13 protein-coding genes are annotated in these 17,658 nt (G+C 66.4%); 10 read left to right on the forward strand and 3 right to left on the reverse strand.

Features of this window, described 5'->3' with window-relative positions; translation table 11 throughout:
* The first annotated feature begins 14 nt into the window (after positions 1-14).
* Genes ASE82_RS04600 through ASE82_RS04630 form a run of 7 tightly spaced genes read left to right on the forward strand, consistent with a single transcriptional unit; the run spans position 15 to position 8,042 of the window.
* Positions 15-890: an endo alpha-1,4 polygalactosaminidase gene (locus ASE82_RS04600; protein WP_056059371.1), complete on the forward strand. Its 876-nt coding sequence runs from the start codon at positions 15-17 to the stop codon at positions 888-890.
* A complete protein-coding gene (locus ASE82_RS04605; protein WP_056059372.1) occupies positions 890-2,608 on the forward strand; it encodes a hypothetical protein in 1,719 nt (572 codons plus the stop codon). The genes ASE82_RS04600 and ASE82_RS04605 overlap by 1 nt, the downstream gene beginning before the upstream one ends.
* Complete coding sequence (locus ASE82_RS04610) at positions 2,605-4,080, forward strand: hypothetical protein (protein WP_056059374.1); 1,476 nt, start codon at positions 2,605-2,607, stop codon at positions 4,078-4,080. Before ASE82_RS04605 ends, ASE82_RS04610 begins: the two co-directional genes overlap by 4 nt.
* Positions 4,077-5,045, forward strand: a complete 969-nt coding sequence (locus ASE82_RS04615) for a hypothetical protein (RefSeq protein ID WP_056059376.1) — start codon at positions 4,077-4,079, stop codon at positions 5,043-5,045. The genes ASE82_RS04610 and ASE82_RS04615 overlap by 4 nt, the downstream gene beginning before the upstream one ends.
* Entirely contained in the window at positions 5,042-5,956 is a 915-nt protein-coding gene (locus ASE82_RS04620; RefSeq protein WP_056059378.1) for a hypothetical protein, read from the forward strand. The genes ASE82_RS04615 and ASE82_RS04620 overlap by 4 nt, the downstream gene beginning before the upstream one ends.
* Positions 5,953-7,464 (forward strand): GT4 family glycosyltransferase PelF, encoded by a 1,512-nt coding sequence (gene pelF, locus ASE82_RS04625; protein WP_056059380.1) that lies wholly within the window; start codon positions 5,953-5,955, stop codon positions 7,462-7,464. Before ASE82_RS04620 ends, pelF begins: the two co-directional genes overlap by 4 nt.
* Positions 7,465-7,514: 50 nt before the next feature.
* Positions 7,515-8,042 (forward strand): AAA family ATPase, encoded by a 528-nt coding sequence (locus ASE82_RS04630; RefSeq protein ID WP_056059382.1) that lies wholly within the window; start codon positions 7,515-7,517, stop codon positions 8,040-8,042.
* A 45-nt stretch (positions 8,043-8,087) separates the two neighbouring features.
* Here the strand turns inward: ASE82_RS04630 and ASE82_RS04635 are convergent, their stop codons facing one another.
* Genes ASE82_RS04635 through ASE82_RS04645 form a run of 3 tightly spaced genes read right to left on the reverse strand, consistent with a single transcriptional unit; the run spans position 8,088 to position 12,806 of the window.
* Entirely contained in the window at positions 8,088-9,689 is a 1,602-nt protein-coding gene (locus tag ASE82_RS04635; protein ID WP_056059384.1) for a TolC family protein, read from the reverse strand.
* Positions 9,679-11,052, reverse strand: a complete 1,374-nt coding sequence (locus ASE82_RS04640) for an HlyD family type I secretion periplasmic adaptor subunit (RefSeq protein WP_056059387.1) — start codon at positions 11,050-11,052, stop codon at positions 9,679-9,681. Before ASE82_RS04640 ends, ASE82_RS04635 begins: the two co-directional genes overlap by 11 nt.
* Positions 11,049-12,806: a type I secretion system permease/ATPase gene (locus ASE82_RS04645; RefSeq protein WP_056059389.1), complete on the reverse strand. Its 1,758-nt coding sequence runs from the start codon at positions 12,804-12,806 to the stop codon at positions 11,049-11,051. Before ASE82_RS04645 ends, ASE82_RS04640 begins: the two co-directional genes overlap by 4 nt.
* Before the next feature lie 942 nt (positions 12,807-13,748).
* On the opposite strand from ASE82_RS04645, the gene ASE82_RS20340 reads away from it, so the two are divergent.
* The 3 genes from ASE82_RS20340 to ASE82_RS18725 all read left to right on the forward strand — a co-directional run bounded on the left by ASE82_RS20340 (position 13,749) and on the right by ASE82_RS18725 (position 17,599).
* Positions 13,749-16,055: a TonB-dependent receptor plug domain-containing protein gene (locus ASE82_RS20340; protein ID WP_443025065.1), complete on the forward strand. Its 2,307-nt coding sequence runs from the start codon at positions 13,749-13,751 to the stop codon at positions 16,053-16,055.
* Between the two features lie 280 nt (positions 16,056-16,335).
* Positions 16,336-16,986: an HD domain-containing protein gene (locus ASE82_RS04655; RefSeq protein WP_200910653.1), complete on the forward strand. Its 651-nt coding sequence runs from the start codon at positions 16,336-16,338 to the stop codon at positions 16,984-16,986.
* A gap of 43 nt (positions 16,987-17,029) precedes the next feature.
* The gene (locus ASE82_RS18725; RefSeq protein WP_200910654.1) at positions 17,030-17,599 is read left to right on the forward strand and encodes an alcohol dehydrogenase catalytic domain-containing protein; all 570 of its coding nucleotides are present in this window, start codon (positions 17,030-17,032) and stop codon (positions 17,597-17,599) included.
* Positions 17,600-17,658: the final 59 nt, after the last annotated feature.

Here is a 17,658-nt window from a genome sequence, read left to right on the forward strand (position 1 = left end):
CGGGAAGTACGGATATGCCGCGCCGGAAGATCATGCGGCGGATGCTGGCGCTGGGTGCAACGACCCTGACGCTCGGGCTTCGATCGCGGTCGGATGCCGCGCCCAAGCCGTCCGCGAAAGCCGCGCTGCGCTGGGGCGTCGATTACGGTGCAACGACCGATCCAGTATTGGCGAGGACGTGCGCGCTGCTGGTACTGGAGCCGCATCACGCGCGCCCGATCGCACCGCTCCGGGGCCCCGGCAGCATCCTGCTGGGTTATGTCAGCTTCGGCGAGGTGGAGCGCAGTCGGCCCTATTTCGCCGCGCTCGAAAAGGCCGGCGCGCTGAGGGCCGCCAATCCCAACTGGCCCGATGCGCGGCTTGCCGACCTGCGCCATCCGGCGTGGCGCGCGGCGGTGCTCGACCGGCTCGTCCCCGCGATCCTGGCGCTCGGCTATGACGGCATCTTCATCGATACGATGGACAACGCCGAAGCGATGGAGCGGCAGGATCCGGTAGCCAACAAGGGCATGGTGGCCGCAGGCGTGACGCTGATCGCCGCCGTACGCGCGCGCTTTCCCAGAATCCGCATCATGCTCAACCGCGGCTATGCGCTGTTGCCCGACGTCGCGCCGAAGATCGATTACCTGCTCGGCGAGGCGATGGCGTCGCGGTGGAATTTTGCCGCCAAGCACTATGAATTGCTCAGCGATTCGGACTGGGCCTGGCAAGCCGGTCGCCTGCGTGCGGCGAAGGCCCGGAACCCGGTGCTGCGCCTGATGACGCTCGATTACTGGGACCCGGCCGACACGAAGCAGGTCGCCGCACTGTACGCGCGCGAGCGGGCGGCGGGGTTCAGCCCCTATGTCGCGACGCTGGCGCTCGACCGGCTGGTGCCGGAGCCGAGTTGATGAGGATCGACCGCCGACGCGGACGTCTCGCGATCGTCCTGCCCGCATTGGCGGGGCTTAGCCTGCTCGCGGGCGGGCTGATGCTGTTGCCGAACGACCGCGAGATCCTTCACGCCGAGCGTCGCGCACAGCCTGTGCCGACGACGAGCAGTTTGCTCGTCGCGCCGGTAGCGCCCCCGGTGGTGCCGCCTGCGCATCCGGCGATCGCGGCGCAGATCGCCACGGCCGATGCAGCGGCGCTGGCCGCGCTGACCGCGCAGCTGATTACCGCGGGTCAATCGGTGTCGACGATGCAGGTCGCCTATGATCTGGTCGCGGCAAAGCGACCGGCCGTGGCGCTGGATTATCTTGCGGCACGGCCCGACGGCGGGGCGGCAGCGACGTGGCGGTTGCGTGTCGATCTTCTTCGCCAAACCGGACGAACCGCGGATGCGTCGACGCTCGTCACGCAGGCGGCGCAGAAGCGCGGATCGGTGCCGGCCGCGGACATCGTTGCGGCGGCCTATGCCATCGATCGGCCCGACCTCGTGATCGCAGCAGCGGCGAACCACGTCATCCCGCCGCCCGATGCCGCGCTGTCGCTCGATCTGGCCCGGCGCGCCGACAAGGCCGGGCGCAACGACCTGATCGCGCTGCTCGACACGGCGACGACGGCGAACTGGCGTGCAGCGGATCCGTGGCTGGCGATCCGTGTCGCGGCGCGCGCGAAGGATACCGCGGCGGGCTTGAAGGCTGCCGACTATCTGCCGGTCGAGCAGCGTCCGGCGGCGCGCGAGGCGATCCTGACCACAGCGGGCGACCGTGAAGGCTTGCGTACCGAATTGCTGGCGCGTGCCGCGGCGCCGGATGCGCAACCCGAGCGGGAGGCGGAACGACTGCTCGCGTCGGGCTACCGTGCCGATGCGGCGGCAGTGCTGCGGCGGGCAGCGACCGGGCAGCCACCGAGCGCGCCTGCCGCTCAGCGCGTGCTGTACCTGATGGGTCCGCGGCCGGAGTCCGACGATCTCGCCTGGCTGAAGCAGCAGAGCCTGCAGGGCAATGCGGCCCAGCAACGCGCGTGGCTGGCGCGCTATGCCGAGCGCGACCGGCCGGGCGAGGCGCTGGCGTTCGTGTCGCGGCATCCGCTCGCGAGCCAGACCGACGTGATGCTGATGCGGCTGTCGCTGGCCCGAACGGCTAGCAATGATGCCGCCGGTCGTGCGGTGCTGGCATTGTTGCTGGACGGCCGCGCACTGGATCCGGCGCAGGTCGCGGCGCTGTCCGCTGCGGCCCCCGCAAGGATCGAACCGGCCCAAGCGGCGGCGATCGCGAAACGCCGCGTCGCGTCCGGGGTCGCGGCGCCACGCGATCAAATCGATCTCGCCTGGACGGCGTGGAACGCGGGCGATGCGAAGGGCGCGGCCAAATGGCTCCACGCGCATCTGGAGACGGACCCGACCGACCTGCCGGCGCTGCGGTTGATGGCTGATGTGCAGGCACGGATCGGTGGAGATCGGGCTGCACGTCCCTGGCTGGACCGTGCGCTCGCGCAGACGCCCGCGGAGAGCAAGGCTCGCGTGGAAATACTCGAGAAGCTCGGTCGTCGGGCCGACGCCTTGTCGCTGGTCGAAACATTGCGTGCCGAAACCCCGCACGACCGATCGCTCGCCGCGCTGCACGCGCGCCTGCTGATCGCGCAGGGACAGGCCGGGCGGGCGCGAACGGTGCTGGCGCAATGATCGCACTGCTGCTCTGCCTGACGGACGCGCCGGCGCTGACCGTTCCCCGCACCGTCTTCGCGGACAGTCGTGTCGTGGTGCCCGAGGCCGTGCTCGCCTGGCCCGACGACGCGGTCGTCCGCATCGAAGAGCGCGACGGAGAGCTGGTCGCGCGGTTCGATCACCCGGTGACGCCGGACCGGATCGCGGCGTTCCGCGAGGCCGCCGGCGATGCGATCGGCGATCTGCGCTGGAACGACGACAGCCTCGTCCTGCGTCCGGCCGCCGGCTGGACGATGACGTGGCGCCAGGCGGGCCCGGTGGTCGCGCTCGCCTTCTCGCCGCCGGCTCCGAACGATGGGGTCGCCGAAAACGTGGACGACAGCGCTTCCGAGGCCGCGCTGACCGCAATCGAAGCGGATGCCGCGGCCGGGTATTCGGGGCAGGCACGGCGCGCCGCAACCGCGTTGGCGAAACGCTATCCGACCGACCGGCGCGCCGCCCGCATGCGCGCCGACACGCGGCTTGCCGATGGCGACGTGCGCGGGGCGGCGCGCGATTACCGTGCGCTCGCAGCGGACGACCTGACCGCCCGCCGTGCGATCGCCGCCGCGCCGGGAACCGCGAGCGTCGGCGTCACCGCACGCGACGGCAGCGATCTGTCGCAGGCGGAGTTCGCAGCACGGATCGACGCGGCGGTCGGCGATACCTTCGCGGTCGGTGGTGGCCTCCGCCATATCGCCAGTCGTGTCGGCGACGACTCACAGACCGTGCGAACCGGCCATACCGTGGTCGATGCCTCGCTCGCCGCAGCGTTCGACGGCGCAGTCCGCGTACAGCTGCTCGCGTCTGCCGCGCTCGACGATGGCGTCACCGGGGGCGGCGCCAAGGCCGTCGCGGGGTCCGCCGATGCCCAATTTCGCGTGACATTGACCCGGCACATGCCCGATTACTCGACGCCGGCGCAGGTGCTGGCAGGCGGGTATCTCTCACGCGCCCTGCTCGGGGTGACCTATCGGCTGACTCCGGGTCTCGTCGTGCAAGGCGATATCGGCGCGAACCGCTACGGGCTTGCCGGGAGCAGCGGCGCGAGCGACACCATCGTCGCGAGCGGCGGGGTCGATTATCTCATTCGTCGCCAGTTCCCCGCGCTCGGCCTGACCTATCGGTTCGAGGCCGAATACGTCCAGCATTTGCAACTCGGCGCGGACAGCTTGGCCATCATCCCGCTCGCCACGCGGGAGAACCATACCGTCCAGGGCCTGCTCAGCGGCGCGCTCGGCACGGTGCAGATGACCGCACTGGCAGGCTGGACCGTCGACAGGTTCGGTGGAGACGGGCCGACCGCCAGCCTTGGCATCGCAGCACCTATCGCGGTGGCCTGGCGGGTCGAGGGCAGCGGCGGCATCACATCGATCGCACGCCCCGGCTTCTCGGGTCGCCAACTCTACGCACGGGCGCTGCTGACACGCAGCCTTGGGGATACGCAGTGACGCACGACGACCCTGTTCGCAAATGGCAGACCCGGTGGCGACGCCCCGCACGCGTCGCGGCGGAGATCGCGCTTGCCTTCGCCGCGCTGGTCGCACTCGACTGGTGGCTGACGGGCGGCACCGGTTTCGCGCACGTCCATCCGAACCCCTATTGGGTGCCGGTCCTCGTGATGGCGCTGGCGTATGGGACCGGCCCCGGCGTTCTCGCAGCCGTGATCGCATCGGGGCTTTGGCTCGCCAACGTTCACGACACCCCGGGCGAACGCGATTACCTCGATCACCTGTTCCATCTGTCGCTTCAGCCGCTGATGTGGTTCGTCGTGGCGGGGATCATCGGCGAAGTGACGATCATGCGGACCGGGCGTCACGATCGGCTGGAAAAGCGCGGCCGTGTCGCGACGCGCAACCTGGCGCGTCTGACCGACGCGTTCGCGACGCTGTCGCAGACCAATCGCCTGTTGCAGGTTCAGATCGCGACGGAAGCGCATACCGTCGGCCATGCGATCGAGACGGCGACGCGGCTCAGTTCGGAGGACCGGGCAGAGCGGCGCGGCGCGATTGGCGAACTGGTCGCCCTTGCCGCGCGGACCGCCGACTTCACCTGCTACAGGGTCACCGGCGGGGAGGCGCGTGCCTGGCTCCGGGGGCCGGTTACCGCAGGGCGGCGCGACGTCCTGCCCGCGTCCCTGCTGGAGCGGATCGAGCGGCACAAGCGGATCTTGCATGTCGCCAAGCGCAGCGATCGGCACGCGCTTGACGGTGTCGGCGTCGCCGCGATCGCCTTGCCCGACCGGAAGACCGGCGAGATCGTCGGTTGCCTGATTCTCCACACCCTGCCCTTCGAGGCGCTGAACGCGAATCGTACCGCGGAACTCGCCGAGATCGCCGCCTGGTTGACGCCCCTGCTCGCCGAACTACCGCAGGCGACACGGCAACCGGTGAGATCCGCCGGGCTGGTCGCGTGATCCTCCGCCTGATCGCGCTGGCGGTCTTTGAGATGATGATCCAGGCGGTGTGCTGGATGTCCGGAGTCGCGGTCGGCTGGGGCCTCGCTGCGCATGCCGTGGCGAGCGTGTTCGGGTTCGGCGTGTGGCTTCGCAGCGGAACAGCGGCCGACTTTGCCCCGGCGATGCTCGGCGTGCTCGGGCCGCTCGGGCTGCTCGTCGCGCTGCCGCTCGGGTGTTTATCCAGGCCCAAGACGCAGCGCACCGATGACGAGATGTTCGGCCCGGTTACGCGCGGCTCCGCACAGCGCGGCGCGCGTCTCGCCGTCGCGCGGATGCTCGACGGACGCGTTCATCATGCGACGCCCGATACGCTCAGTTCGCTGGTCACGATCATGCGTCATGGTGCGGTTGCCGAGCGGCGGCGCGCGCTGGAGACGGTGGTACGATCGTTCGAGCCGGCACTGTCGCCGTTAATCGCGCTGGCGCTGACCGATAGCGACCAGACCATCCGCGCGCTGGCGGCGGCGGCTTCCGCCCGGGTCGCGGAGAACCTCGTCCTGGCACGAGCGAAGCTATCGGCGCGCGTTGCCAATGGCGCCGATCCGGAAGTCGCCATTAGCCTGGCGACGCTGCTCGCGGATCATGCCCGTTCGGACGTGCTGCTGTCGGATTCGCAACGCCTCCACCTTCGCGAGGATGCGGTCGCAACGATGGTCGCCGCGGTCCCTTCAAAGGCGGACGATCCAAGGTCTGGGACGCGCGACGCGTTGATGATGGAAGCATTTTGGGCCGCGGGCGATTACGCGGCGATCGACCGGATGGCGACTGCGATCGAGGCCGCGTCGGAGCGGAACGATGCGCCAACGGACGCTACGCAGCGCGGCGCGACGACGCGGGCGACCTGGTGGCTGACGGGAGCGGCGGCATGATCCCGCTCTCGGCCCTTGCCGAAAGGTCGCGACAAGCGTCTGTCGAGATACCGGACGCCGACATCTGCCTGATCGTCGAGGGCGCGTACCCGTATGTGATCGGCGGCGTGTCCGGCTGGCTACAGGACCTGATCACGCACCTGCCCGACGTCCGGTTCGTGATCGCCGCGATCAAGCCGGGTGCCGGGCTGCTCCCGTTCCAGTTGACGCCGCCGCCCAACGTCGTCGCGGTTGTCGAGATCGGCCTCGCGCCCGCGCCGGCCGTTCCGCGGGCCATCCCAGACCGGATCGCGGTGCCGATCGCCGATGCGCTGGTCGCGTTCGTCGCGACGGGTGGCGCGGATCGGCTCGCGACGCTGATCGACGTGATCGGCGGCAGCACCCGGCCGCTCGCGCCCGGCGATATCCTGTCGCACCCCGCCGTCTTCGCCAGGCTCCGGCGCCATTATCAGGCGATGCTCCCCAAGGCGTCCTTCCACCATTATTTCTGGGCGATGCGCGTTCTGCTGGGCGGGTTGCTCGCGGTACTGACCACGCCCCTGCCCCGCGCGAAGGCGTATCACACGATCTCGACCGGGTTCGCGGGCCTGCTTGCCGCGCGAGCCGCGCGCCAGACCGGGCGACCGGCGTTCATCACCGAGCATGGCATCTACCTGCTCGAACGCCAGATCGAGGTGATGATGGCGGACTGGATCGGCGATCAGGTCGATACCGGGCTCGAACTGGAGCGCAGCGTCCGCGATCTTCGCGACCTGTGGGTGCGCGCGTTCACCAGCTATGCGACCGCCTGCTACGACAGTTGCGACCCGATCGTCGCGCTGTACGGCGCGAACACGGCGGTCCAGCGCCGGCTGGGCGCCGCCGCCGAGCGTGTCCGCGTGATCCCCAACGGGATCGATTCGCGGCGGTTCGCGAGCCTCCCGGACCAGCGCGATCCGGCGCATCCGCTGGTCGCGTTGCTCGGCCGCGTGGTGCCGATCAAGGACGTGAAGACGTTCATCCGCGCCGCCGCGATCGCGCACGCCGAACGCCCCGACATCCGCTTCGTGGTGCTCGGCCCGGAGGACGAAGATCCGGAATATGCCGCCGAATGCACGCGGCTGGTCGAGGATCTGGCACTCACGCCGGTCTTCCGCTTTGCCGGACGCGTGCGGATCGAGGACTGGATGGCGAAGATCGACCTGCTCGTGCTCACCAGTCTTTCCGAAGCGCAGCCGCTGGTGATCCTGGAAGGCGGCGCATGCGGGATCCCGGTGGTGGCACCCGATGTCGGCAGTTGTCGCGAGATGATCGAGGGGCGCGGCGGCGCAGACTCGGGGCATGGCGGCATCGTCACGCCATTGGTCAACCCGGCAGCGACCGCAGCGGGAATCCTGGCGATCGCCGGCGATCCGGCGATGCGGCTGGCGATGGGCGAGACGATGCGCGAGCGCGTACGGCGCGATTATGACCACGACACGATCATCGATGCTTATGCCGAACTCTACGGGTCACTGATCGCGCGGTAGCGAAGTCAAACCGTTGCGGCAGGGGCCGCGACCGGCGTAGAAAACGGGTCATGACGCTCGACGATCTCGGCCCTCGCCTTTGCATCCTTGGGCCATCGAACGGCGGGAAGTCGACGCTGGCAGCCGCGATCGCAAGGGGACGCGGCCTGCCCGCCATCCATCTCGACCAGCTTCACCACCGGCCAAATACCGACTGGCAGCCGCGGCCGGACGACGAGTTCCTGGCTTTGCACAACCTGGCTATCGCCGGCTCACGCTGGGTGATGGACGGCAATTATTCGCGGTGCCTGTCGCAGCGTCTCGGACGGGCGACAGGCGTAATACTTCTCGAAGCGCCGACGATGACCAGCCTCCTGCGCTATCTCCGGCGATCCTGGTTCGACCGAACGAGGCACGGAGCACTCGACGGCGGCAGCGACCGGGTCACATGGGCGATGATCCGACACATCGCTGTCACGACACCCGCCAACCGCAGGCGGTACGCGGCGCTGTTCGACCAGATCGTCCTGCCAAAACTCATGCTGTCGACCACGCGCGACTTGGAGCAATTCTACCGTGCCGAGGGGCTTGAGCGATAGTTGCAATCGCGTGGGCCGCGCGACGGAAAGAGAGCAATTGAAGCGTTAAGTCCCACCCGTCACGACCGTATCGCTGAGGTCGTCGATCGCCGGGGTTGCCAGAATGGGAACGCTCGTGATCGGCAAGGCGGTGCCGACCGGTCCGGGCAACGTCTGTACGAGCGCGGGCCTGATCCTCGCGTCGGTCGCGGGCGCAAGCTGCGGTGCGGGTCGGGCAGCGGCACTCGGAACCTGCGCGCGATCGACCGGCGCCAAGACCGGATCGAATGGCCCGAACGTCTTCGCCCGGACGCGCCGCGTGTTCTGCGCAGGATCATAGGTCGGCACGGCCTGATCGATCGCCGCCGCCTGCAATCGCCCCAGCGTCGCGAGCAGACGCGCTTCCGCGGCATAGGCCCCGTAGGTCGCGTTAACGAAGACGAGTTGCGCGGTCAGCAGCCGCTGTTCCGAGTCCAGCACTTCGAAATTGGAACGAAACCCCTCGGCAAAGCCACGCTGGACGCCGGTCAGCGCCGACTCCGCAGCCTCTGTCGCGAGCTTCCCCGCCGCCATCTGCTCGCCGCCGGCCACCGCCTGATTCCACGCGTTCTGCGCATTCGCGAGTGCGGCACGACGCGAGGTCTCGACCTCGAACCCAAGCTGCTGGCGTTCCGCGACCGCGGCGCGAACGCGCGATCCGATCACGCCGCCGGTCAGCAACGGCATCGTCAGCGTGACCCCGCCGGTCGCCTGCGCACCGGCATCGCGCAGACGGTAGGAATACGGACTCGCATAGCCATAGCTGCCCGACAGCGCGACGATCGGTGCACGCTCGGCACGTTGCGCGGCAATCCGTGCGTCGCCAGCCTTAGTCGCCAGGATCGCCTGCCACAGGCTCGGGCTCTCCTTCTCGACCACCGCGAAGGCCGCGTCGAGCGAGCGCGGCAGGCCTGGCAGCGTCGGCGGGACGAGCAGCGTGCCCGGATTGCGCCCGACCGCGGCCGCGAACCGCCCCCGGCTCGCCTGGAGGTTGACGGTCGCCTGCGCCAGCTGCGCGCGGATGATCTCGCGCTGCGCCTGCGCTTGCGCGATGTCGGTACGCGTCAGGTCACCACCGCGTTCGCGCGCGATCGCCTGCGTGACCTGGCGCCCGTAGGACTCGAGCGAGCGCTGCTGGATCGCCACCAGTGCCTGGTCGCGCCGCACCGACACGAACGCATCGACGACTTCGAGCAGGATCGCGTTCTCCGCCTCGCGCAGCCGTTCGCGCCCCGCCAGCACGGTCGCTTCGGCCGCGGATACTTGGGCCGCGGTCCGCCCGCCGTTGAGCAGGATCTGCGAGGCAGTCAGCGATGCGCCAAGCGTCCGCCCTCGCGCGGTATCGAAATCGCCGAGCAGGCCGCGCTGGTCCTGCGACTGGTATTGCAACGTCATGTTGACGCCTGCAGTGAGCCGGTACGCCGCTCCCGCCTGGACGATCTGCTCGTCGAGCGCACGGAGTTGCGCGCGTTGCCCCTCCAGCGAGGGGTTGCTGCGATACGCGTCCGCGATCGCCTGCCCCAGCGTTTCCGGCGCGGCGGACCGTGCCTCCGGTGCCGTCTGGGCGAGCGCGGATCCGGCCGGCAACAGAAGCACGACGGCGGCGAGGCGAAGAATATCAGCGTTCATGGAGCGACCGTGAAAAAGCCTCAGTCAACGGATCGAGGAGATAGTTGAGTGCGGTGCGCGACCGCAGCTTGACGAGGACGGTGACGGGTACGCCCGCGCGGATGCCGGTATCACGCCCGCGGACGGCCTCGATCTTGGCGATCTGGTCGCGCGGGACGGTGATCTCGGCGCTGAAATAACTGTGGCCGGTCTGCTCGTCGCGGAGCGAATCCGCGGAGACGGTGCGGACCGTGCCGAGTAGGATCGGCAGGTCGCGTTCGTGCAGCGACAGGAACTTCACCTCCGCCTCGCGCCCGGCGAACACGCCGTCGATGTCGCCGGGCGAGAAGTTCGCGCGGACCACGAGCGGCGCGGCGTCGGGGACGATGTCGAGGATCGCCTGCCCCGGCTGGATCACGCCGCCGACCGAGAAGACGCGCAGCCCGACGACGCGGCCCGCCACCGGCGCGCGGATGATCGTCCGCGCCAGCTGCTCGCGCGCGGCGGCGAACTTCGGCATCACCTCGTTCAACTGGAACTGCGTGTCGCGCAGCAGCGTGGCGCTGTCCTCGACATATTTGCGGCGGGTCTGGACACCTTCCGCGCGCGTCTGGCCGATCTGTTCGCGTGCCGCCGCCGAGCGCGAGACATAGTCGGCGTCGGTCCCCTCGAGCTGCTGGATCGAGCGCTCGATCGCCCGCACCGTGTTGCGCGAGACATAGCCCTGGTCGGCGAGCGTACGCGTGCTCTCGAGCTGCTGGCGGAGCGACGCGCGCTGACGGGCGGTCGCCTGCGCCTGTGCGTTGAAGCCGGTCTTCTGCTGCGCGACAGCCGCCGCCTGCTGGCGGAGCACCGCGCCGTTAGCCGCCAGCGCAGCCGACCGCGCCGTGCGCTGCGCGATCTGGAGCGACTTCGCCCGCTCGACCAGCCGCAGGTCGTCGCCCTGCGCGGACGCGAACTCGGCGGGCCAGACGATCGCGCCACCGCGAACGTCCGCTTCGAGCCGCGCGCGTTGCGCCTGGAGGTCGATGACACTGGCCGCCAGCGCGCGTTCGCTCGCGGTGACTTCCGCACCTTCGAGCCGGAACAGGACGTCCCCCGCGCGGACGTGTTGCCCATCCCGCGCAGCCATCGCCGCGACGATCCCGCCCTCTCGGTGCTGGACGGTCTGGCGATTGCCCGCGACGACCACCTGCCCGTCGCCCGCCGCTGCCGCATCGAGCCGCGCGAACGCTGCCCAGCCGAGCCCAACGACGAAGAAAAGGATCGCGACCAGTCCGCCGATCAGGATCGCGTGACGCGGAGAATCGTCGAGGCGCAGGCGATCGCCGAGGCTCGCACCACCAGCGGCGGGGACCGGACTGGCCAGTTCGGCGGGGATCATCGTGCACCTCCGGTCGCCGTCGTGGACGCGACGTTGGCGGGACGCACCACCTTTGCCCGCTCGTCAAACAACTGGATCGTGCCGCCGCGCAAAACCATGATCTTGTCGACCGCTTGCAGAAGCCCGGTCCGGTGCGTCGACACGATCACCGTCGCACCGCGCGCGCGCAGTGCTGCCAACGTCGTCACCAGCCGTGCTTCGCCGTCGCTGTCGAGATGCGCGTTGGGTTCGTCGAGGAACAGGATCGTCGGCGAGCCGAACAGCGCGCGCGCCAGCGCGACCGACTGGTTCTGCCCCGCCGACAGCCCCGATCCGTCCGCCATGCTCAGCATCGTCGCATAGCCATTGGGCAGGCCCAGGATCACCTCGTGCGCGCCCGCCGCCTGCGCCGCCTCGACCACCGCCGCGTCGAGCTGTTCGCTTTCGCCCGCCAGCACCGACTGGAACCGCGAGATGTTGGTGTGGACCGAGGTCGGGAACAGCGATGGTGATTGCGGCATGTATCCGACGTGCCGGCCGAGCTGTTCGCGGTTCCAGTCCGCCAGGCTCGCGCCGTCGATCCGAACCTCGCCATTGTCAGGCGACAACGCCCCCGACAGCACGCGCAGCAAGGTCGATTTGCCCGCACCGCTGGGGCCGACCAGCGCGACGATCTCGCCGGGCTCGACCGCGAAACTGATGTCGGACAGCAGCGCCCGGTCGCTACCTTCCGCGCGTACGGTGATGCCGCGGACGTCGATCCGGCCGACCGGTGCGGGCAACGTCGTGGCTTCGATCGCTGGTCCCGGCATGGCACAGAACGCATCGAGATCGCGGTATGCGTTGCGCGCGGCGGCGAGCGGTTTCATCGCACCAAGGATCTGTTCGACGGGTTGCAATGCACGGCCCAGCAACAGCGACGCCGCGAAGATCGCACCGCCCGAGATATCCTGACGAATCGCCAGCAACGCCCCGAGCGCCAGCGCCAGCGATTGCAGCAGGAGGCGGAGGAACTTGGTGATCGCGAGAAACTGCCCCGATGTCCCTGCGAGCGCAGACTGGCGGCGGACGAGTTCGGCGCGTTCGAGCAGGTGCCGGGTGATCAGCGCGTTGCGCATCCCCATCACCCGCGCGACCTCCGACCCGTGGATCGACACGTCCTGTTCGCGCGTCGCCAACACTGCCCGCGCATGCGCATCGCGCGCAGCCCCCGCCGTCACCCGGTCGCTGAGGATCGCGATCCCGCCGAGCAGCAGCGCGCTGACCAGCGCCAGCACGCCGATCCACGGATGGAGCAGGAACGCGATGCCGATATAGATCGGTGCCCAGGGCGCATCGAACAGCGCGATGATCGTCGGCCCGGTCAGCGTGCCGCGTACCGTGTCGAAGTCGCGCATCGCCTGGCTACGCTGGCCGATCGTCGCGCCGTCGGTGCCGAGAATCCGCAGCAAGATGCCCGGCGCCGCCCGACGCTCCAGCCGCATGCTCGCGCGCAGCAGCAGTCGCATCCGGACCGCATCGAGGATTGCGAACACGATCAGCGCGAGGACGAGGATCAGCGTGAGCAGTAACAGCGTCGCACCACCGCGCGTCGGCACCACGCGATCATACACCTGCAGCATGAAGATCGACGGCACGAGGTACAGGACGTTCACCAGCCCGGAGAAAATCGCCGCGAACGCCATATGGCGTCGACAGCCTCGGACTGCGCCAGCCAGGGCATTCTGGCGGCGACTGGCGTTTGCCGTCGCAGGCGCTGAAGATAACGTCGGCATAACCGCTATCTAGCCGCGAAAGGTTAAACGAACGGTTTCTCCGGCACTTGCGACCGTCAGAACGCTCCACATGCTGGTTGGCCTGCCGATTGGTCTATGGCTGGCAAAGCGCGGTCGCGAGCGATATTGCGCCGTCGCTGACGTAATCCGCTTTGGCGATTACGTAAGTGATGGTGGAGCGGCTTCAATTAGAAAGGCTACATACCTACCGATCTATCTACTCCCCAGTTTACAAAGGTCTTCTCTGATAAGTTATCACTAGCCACGGCAGAAATTACTCTGCCGATCGACGCTCCAGCTATTGCAGCAACAAAGTTTTTCAAGCGATTCTCACGTTTCTCGATGACGCCAGCGAACAGAATGGGTGACGTCTACACCCTCCAAAAGCGGGCGGCTTGGTCTATTCTCCGGGAATGACGCGTGCGCTTATCTACATGAATACGGCTGTTAGTCCGGCCGCTTCTGCCGAAACACGTCCCTCCCCAACCGATTTCGCGCCAACGGCAGCTGGGAGACCTAGCTTGAGGACTTCGCGACCTGCACGCACCCTCGGCAGTCGGCCGTGTGGGGCAACGACGGCGGCTTCCCGCGCACGCGCTTACTGATCCTCGACGGCGCCGCCGACGGCGACCGGTTCAAGCGCTGGTCCGGCGGCAACGACGTCCTTCTCGGGTACCGAAACGACCAGGGCTTCTTCACGCCGCCAATCATAGCTCAGCTGCTAGCCGTCGCGCCTTGTGGCGGGGGGACCTACTTTCGGTCGTTCACGAACCGTTTGAAACTTTCAACATTGAGACATTCGTCGTTCGTCAGATTTAGGTTCCAGAACAACTGCCCCGCAAAGTGTCACCCAAACGACACCGTTTCGTCACCGAAATGACTCCCCTAGCGTCTAGCCGCGTCGAGGGGGCGGCCGTTCGGCTGCTGCGACAGGGAACCACCATGACATATTTTTCGCGCCGCGGACTGCGCAGCGGTCGCGGCTACGCCGTTCTGATGGCGTCCGCCGCACTGACTGCGTTCGCGCCCGGTGCGCATGCCCAGTCTGCCGATCCCCAGTTCCAGAATGCCGACACCACCGCAGATGCCGACACCACCGCCGACATTGTCGTGGTCGGCGCCGGTGAAACCCGCTCGGTATCGACCCTGTTGCCGGCGAACCTCGACGCGCTGCCGCCCGGCACCAGCATTCAGAAGGCGCTGAACATGCTGCCCGGCGTCAGCGCGCAGTCGATCGATGCGCTGGGCCTCAACGAACAGTCGATGTCGCTACAGGTTCGCGGTTTCAGCACCACGCATCTCGGCTACACGCTCGACGGGATGCCGCTCGGCGACGGCGCCTATAACAACTACAACGGCCTCACTATCAGCCGCGCACTGATCTCGGAGAATCTGGGTCGTGCCGATCTCGCTACGGGGATCGCCGGACTCGGCATCGCCTCGACCAGTAATCTCGGCGGTGCGGTGATGTACACCAGCAGCAACCCGAGCAAGGATCTTGGTCTCAAGATCAGCCAGACCGTCGGCAGCGAGAACGCCCTGCGCACCTTCGTCCGTCTCGACACCGGCGAGTATGAAGGCCTGTCGGCCTATGTCTCAGGCCAATATGCCCGACAGGACCTGTTCGTCGATCAAGGCGCCTATACCCGGTCCACCAGCAAGCAGATCAACGCCAAGATCATGTACAAGACCGACGGCTTCCGCCTTACCGCCTTTGCGGACATCTCGCGCACCAACCAGGCCGACGATGCCTATCTGTCCAAGGAAACGCTGGGACGCCGCGGCTGGGATCTCGGCGGTTACGCACCCGACTGGCAGACCTATCTCAGTCGCAACGCCTGCGCCGTGACGACGACGCCGATCAAGTGTGCGCCCTCGGTACTGCCGGAGAAGAGCGGCGACGTCACCTACACCAATGGCCAGATCCTGCGTAACGACGAACTCTTCTATCTTGCGACGGACATCGACATCGCCAAGGGTCTGAGCGCGCGCGTCCAGGGCTATCGCCACACAGACAAGGGCGCCGGCAACAACTTCATCTCGGGGCTCTCGACGCAAGGTACGGCAACCACCGCGGACGACCTGCCGGTGCAGATCCGCGACACCCGCTATACCATCGACCGCGACGGCATCCTCGGCAGCCTGAGCTGGCGGATCGGCTTCAACCATTTCGAAGCGGGCGTCTGGACGGAGGGCAACACTAGCAGCGCGGCGCGCTATATCCGCAACGACGTGAAGGGCCCGTTCGACCTAGGGCAGTTCTTTGGCGGCCAGCCGGCAACGGCGCAGTGGGTCCAGGAGACCGACTGGACGACGCGGCAATTCTACCTGCAGGACACGGTGTCGCTGCTTGGCGCGAGTTCCACGGCTAGCGCAGCCCAGAAGAAGACCGGGCCTTACGCGGATCCGACCAACCCCGTTTTGGAAAAGGGCAACATGCGCCTTGATCCGAAGCGGGCGGCGCTCGTCGTGATTGATCCCCAAGTAGACTTCATGAGCCCCAAAGGCCTCGCATGGCCTTGGGTCGGCGAAAGCGTGACGGAGCACAATGTCGTTCAGATTCTCCACCAGCTCTTCATGGCGTCCAAACAGGCGGGAATGACGGTCGCGATCTCACCACACCATTATTATCCTTGGGACCATGATCGGAAGGTTCAGGGTCCGCTCGAACTGTTCCAGCGCAAGAACGGAATATTCGATCGCAAGGGCCCTATACGCTCGATGGTTTCGAAAATTCCGGCGCTAATTTTCTGCCGAAGTCAAGAAATACATCAACGATGGCAAGACCATCATCTGCTCACCGCACAAGCTATATGGTCCCCGGATCAACGATCTCTCGTTCCAGTTGCGCAAGCAACGCGTCGACCAGATCGTTCTTACCGGGATGCTGGCCAACATGTGTATGGAGTCACACCTGCGAGAGTTTCTAGAGCAGGGTTTCGAGGTCGCGGTCGTACGCGATGCGATCGCAGCACCCAAGATACCCGACGGCGACGGCTATCTCTCGGCGCTGATCAACTTCCGCCACATAGCAAACGGCCTTTGAAATACCGACGAGACGATCAAGATGATCAGCGGTCGAGTTTAGTCCGTGAGGCAATCTCCAGGTCGTGGACCATTGCAATGATGCGCTCGCGGCGAGCTTCGGCCTGGACGATCAAAGCCTCTACCGTCTGTAACTTGCCTTTCAGCAGTGCAATTGCGTCGACGCAGTCGACCAAATGCTCGCCCACCGAAGGCTTATCTTAGTTGGATGCGAAACCGGGCTGAACGCCGTCTACGGTTATGAGATGGCCACAAGAGAGCAGAAGGGGTGGGTGATGTGCATCTCCGGCCGCCGTATAAAAGCGAGTGCCATTGGCAGGAAACACGGTGTTCGATGTCTTGCTGCCAAGCAAGGCATACGCGCATATCAATGATGTTGGCGCGGCGCTTTAACCACGCAGATAGAATCTTTTGTTCGCAAACTCTTGAACACAGTTGGCGACTGGCCGGATTTACGCTTGCAGCTTTAATTGATCCCGAGAGGATGAAGATGACAATCTCAACCGCTGAAATCGCCGTGCCCGACAGCGCCATGGCGCGTGCCGTCACCCAACTTGTCCGGGATACCGAAACCGATTTGCTGTTTAATCATAGCAGCAGGGTCTTCCTGTGGGCGGCACTTACGGGCAAGCGCCGCAGCCTGCCATACGACGCCGAATTGCTGTACGTGGGGGCGATGTTTCACGACATGGGGCTGACCAAAAGTCACGCGAGCTCTGATCTGCGCTTCGAGGTCGATAGTGCGAATGCCGCGCGGGCATTCTTAGAAAGCTATGACGTTCCTGAGCGCGACGTGGAGGATGTCTGGACTGCGATCGCGCTGCACACCACCCCCGGCGTGCCACAACATATGCGGCCAACGATAGCACTTGTCACCGCCGGTGTTGAAATGGACGTGCTAGGAATAGGCTATCACGACTTCACGCCTGAACAGCGCGCACATGTTTGTGACCATCATCCACGGGGCGATAATTTTAAGGAAAACATTATTGGAGCGTTTGCGGAGGGCATGTCGGCAAGACCGCTAACCACCTTCGGAACGGTCAACGCCGATGTACTCGCGCTAAAGAACCCGGCGGATTTTAAACGGCAGAACTTCTGTAGCATCATTCTTGGGTCCGACTGGGAAATCTGATCCCCGCAACGCACCCCATGGTGCGCATGGAAAGTACCGTTCGATGAAAACATATCCCATGCAGACTATCGGATTCGTGAATGGCCTCGAATTGTGCGAAGAGCCCGTTCCCGTTCCGGGTGTAGGCGAGGTGCTTGTTCGCATCCGTGCCAATTCGCTAAATTTTCGTGATCTTGCTGTTCTGCAAGGCTGGCTGCCGTTCGGTGTGCAGGCAGGCCGAGTGTCGTTGTCCGACGCTGCTGGCGTGATTGAGACGATCGGCAAGCGTGTTACGCGCTTTGCGGTCGATGATCACGTGGTCAATTCGATCATGCCAAACTGGTTCGGCGGTTCGTTCCAAGCCATTCCCCAGCAATACGGCATTCAATTGGACGGCTGGCTCCGCGAGTATCGCGTCGTCAGCGAGGAGGAACTGGTCATCCATCCTTCCTGTCGTTTACTGAGGCTGCGACGCTACCATGCGCGGCCGTCACGGCATGGTCGGCATTGGCTGGGTCGGCCCAGGAGAAGTCGTACTGACACAGGGGACGGGCGGCGTATCGCTTTTTGCCATTCAGTTTGCGAAGGCTGTGGGTGCAAAAATTATCGCAACGACAGACGAGCCTATGCGTGAGACCCATAACTGGTCATTCGGGCTCCGTTCGCCGCTCCCCAACTTCAGACACTCATTAA

The organism is Sphingomonas sp. Leaf230 (genome assembly GCF_001421745.1).
In the GTDB taxonomy this organism is placed as follows: Bacteria; Pseudomonadota; Alphaproteobacteria; order Sphingomonadales; family Sphingomonadaceae; genus Sphingomonas.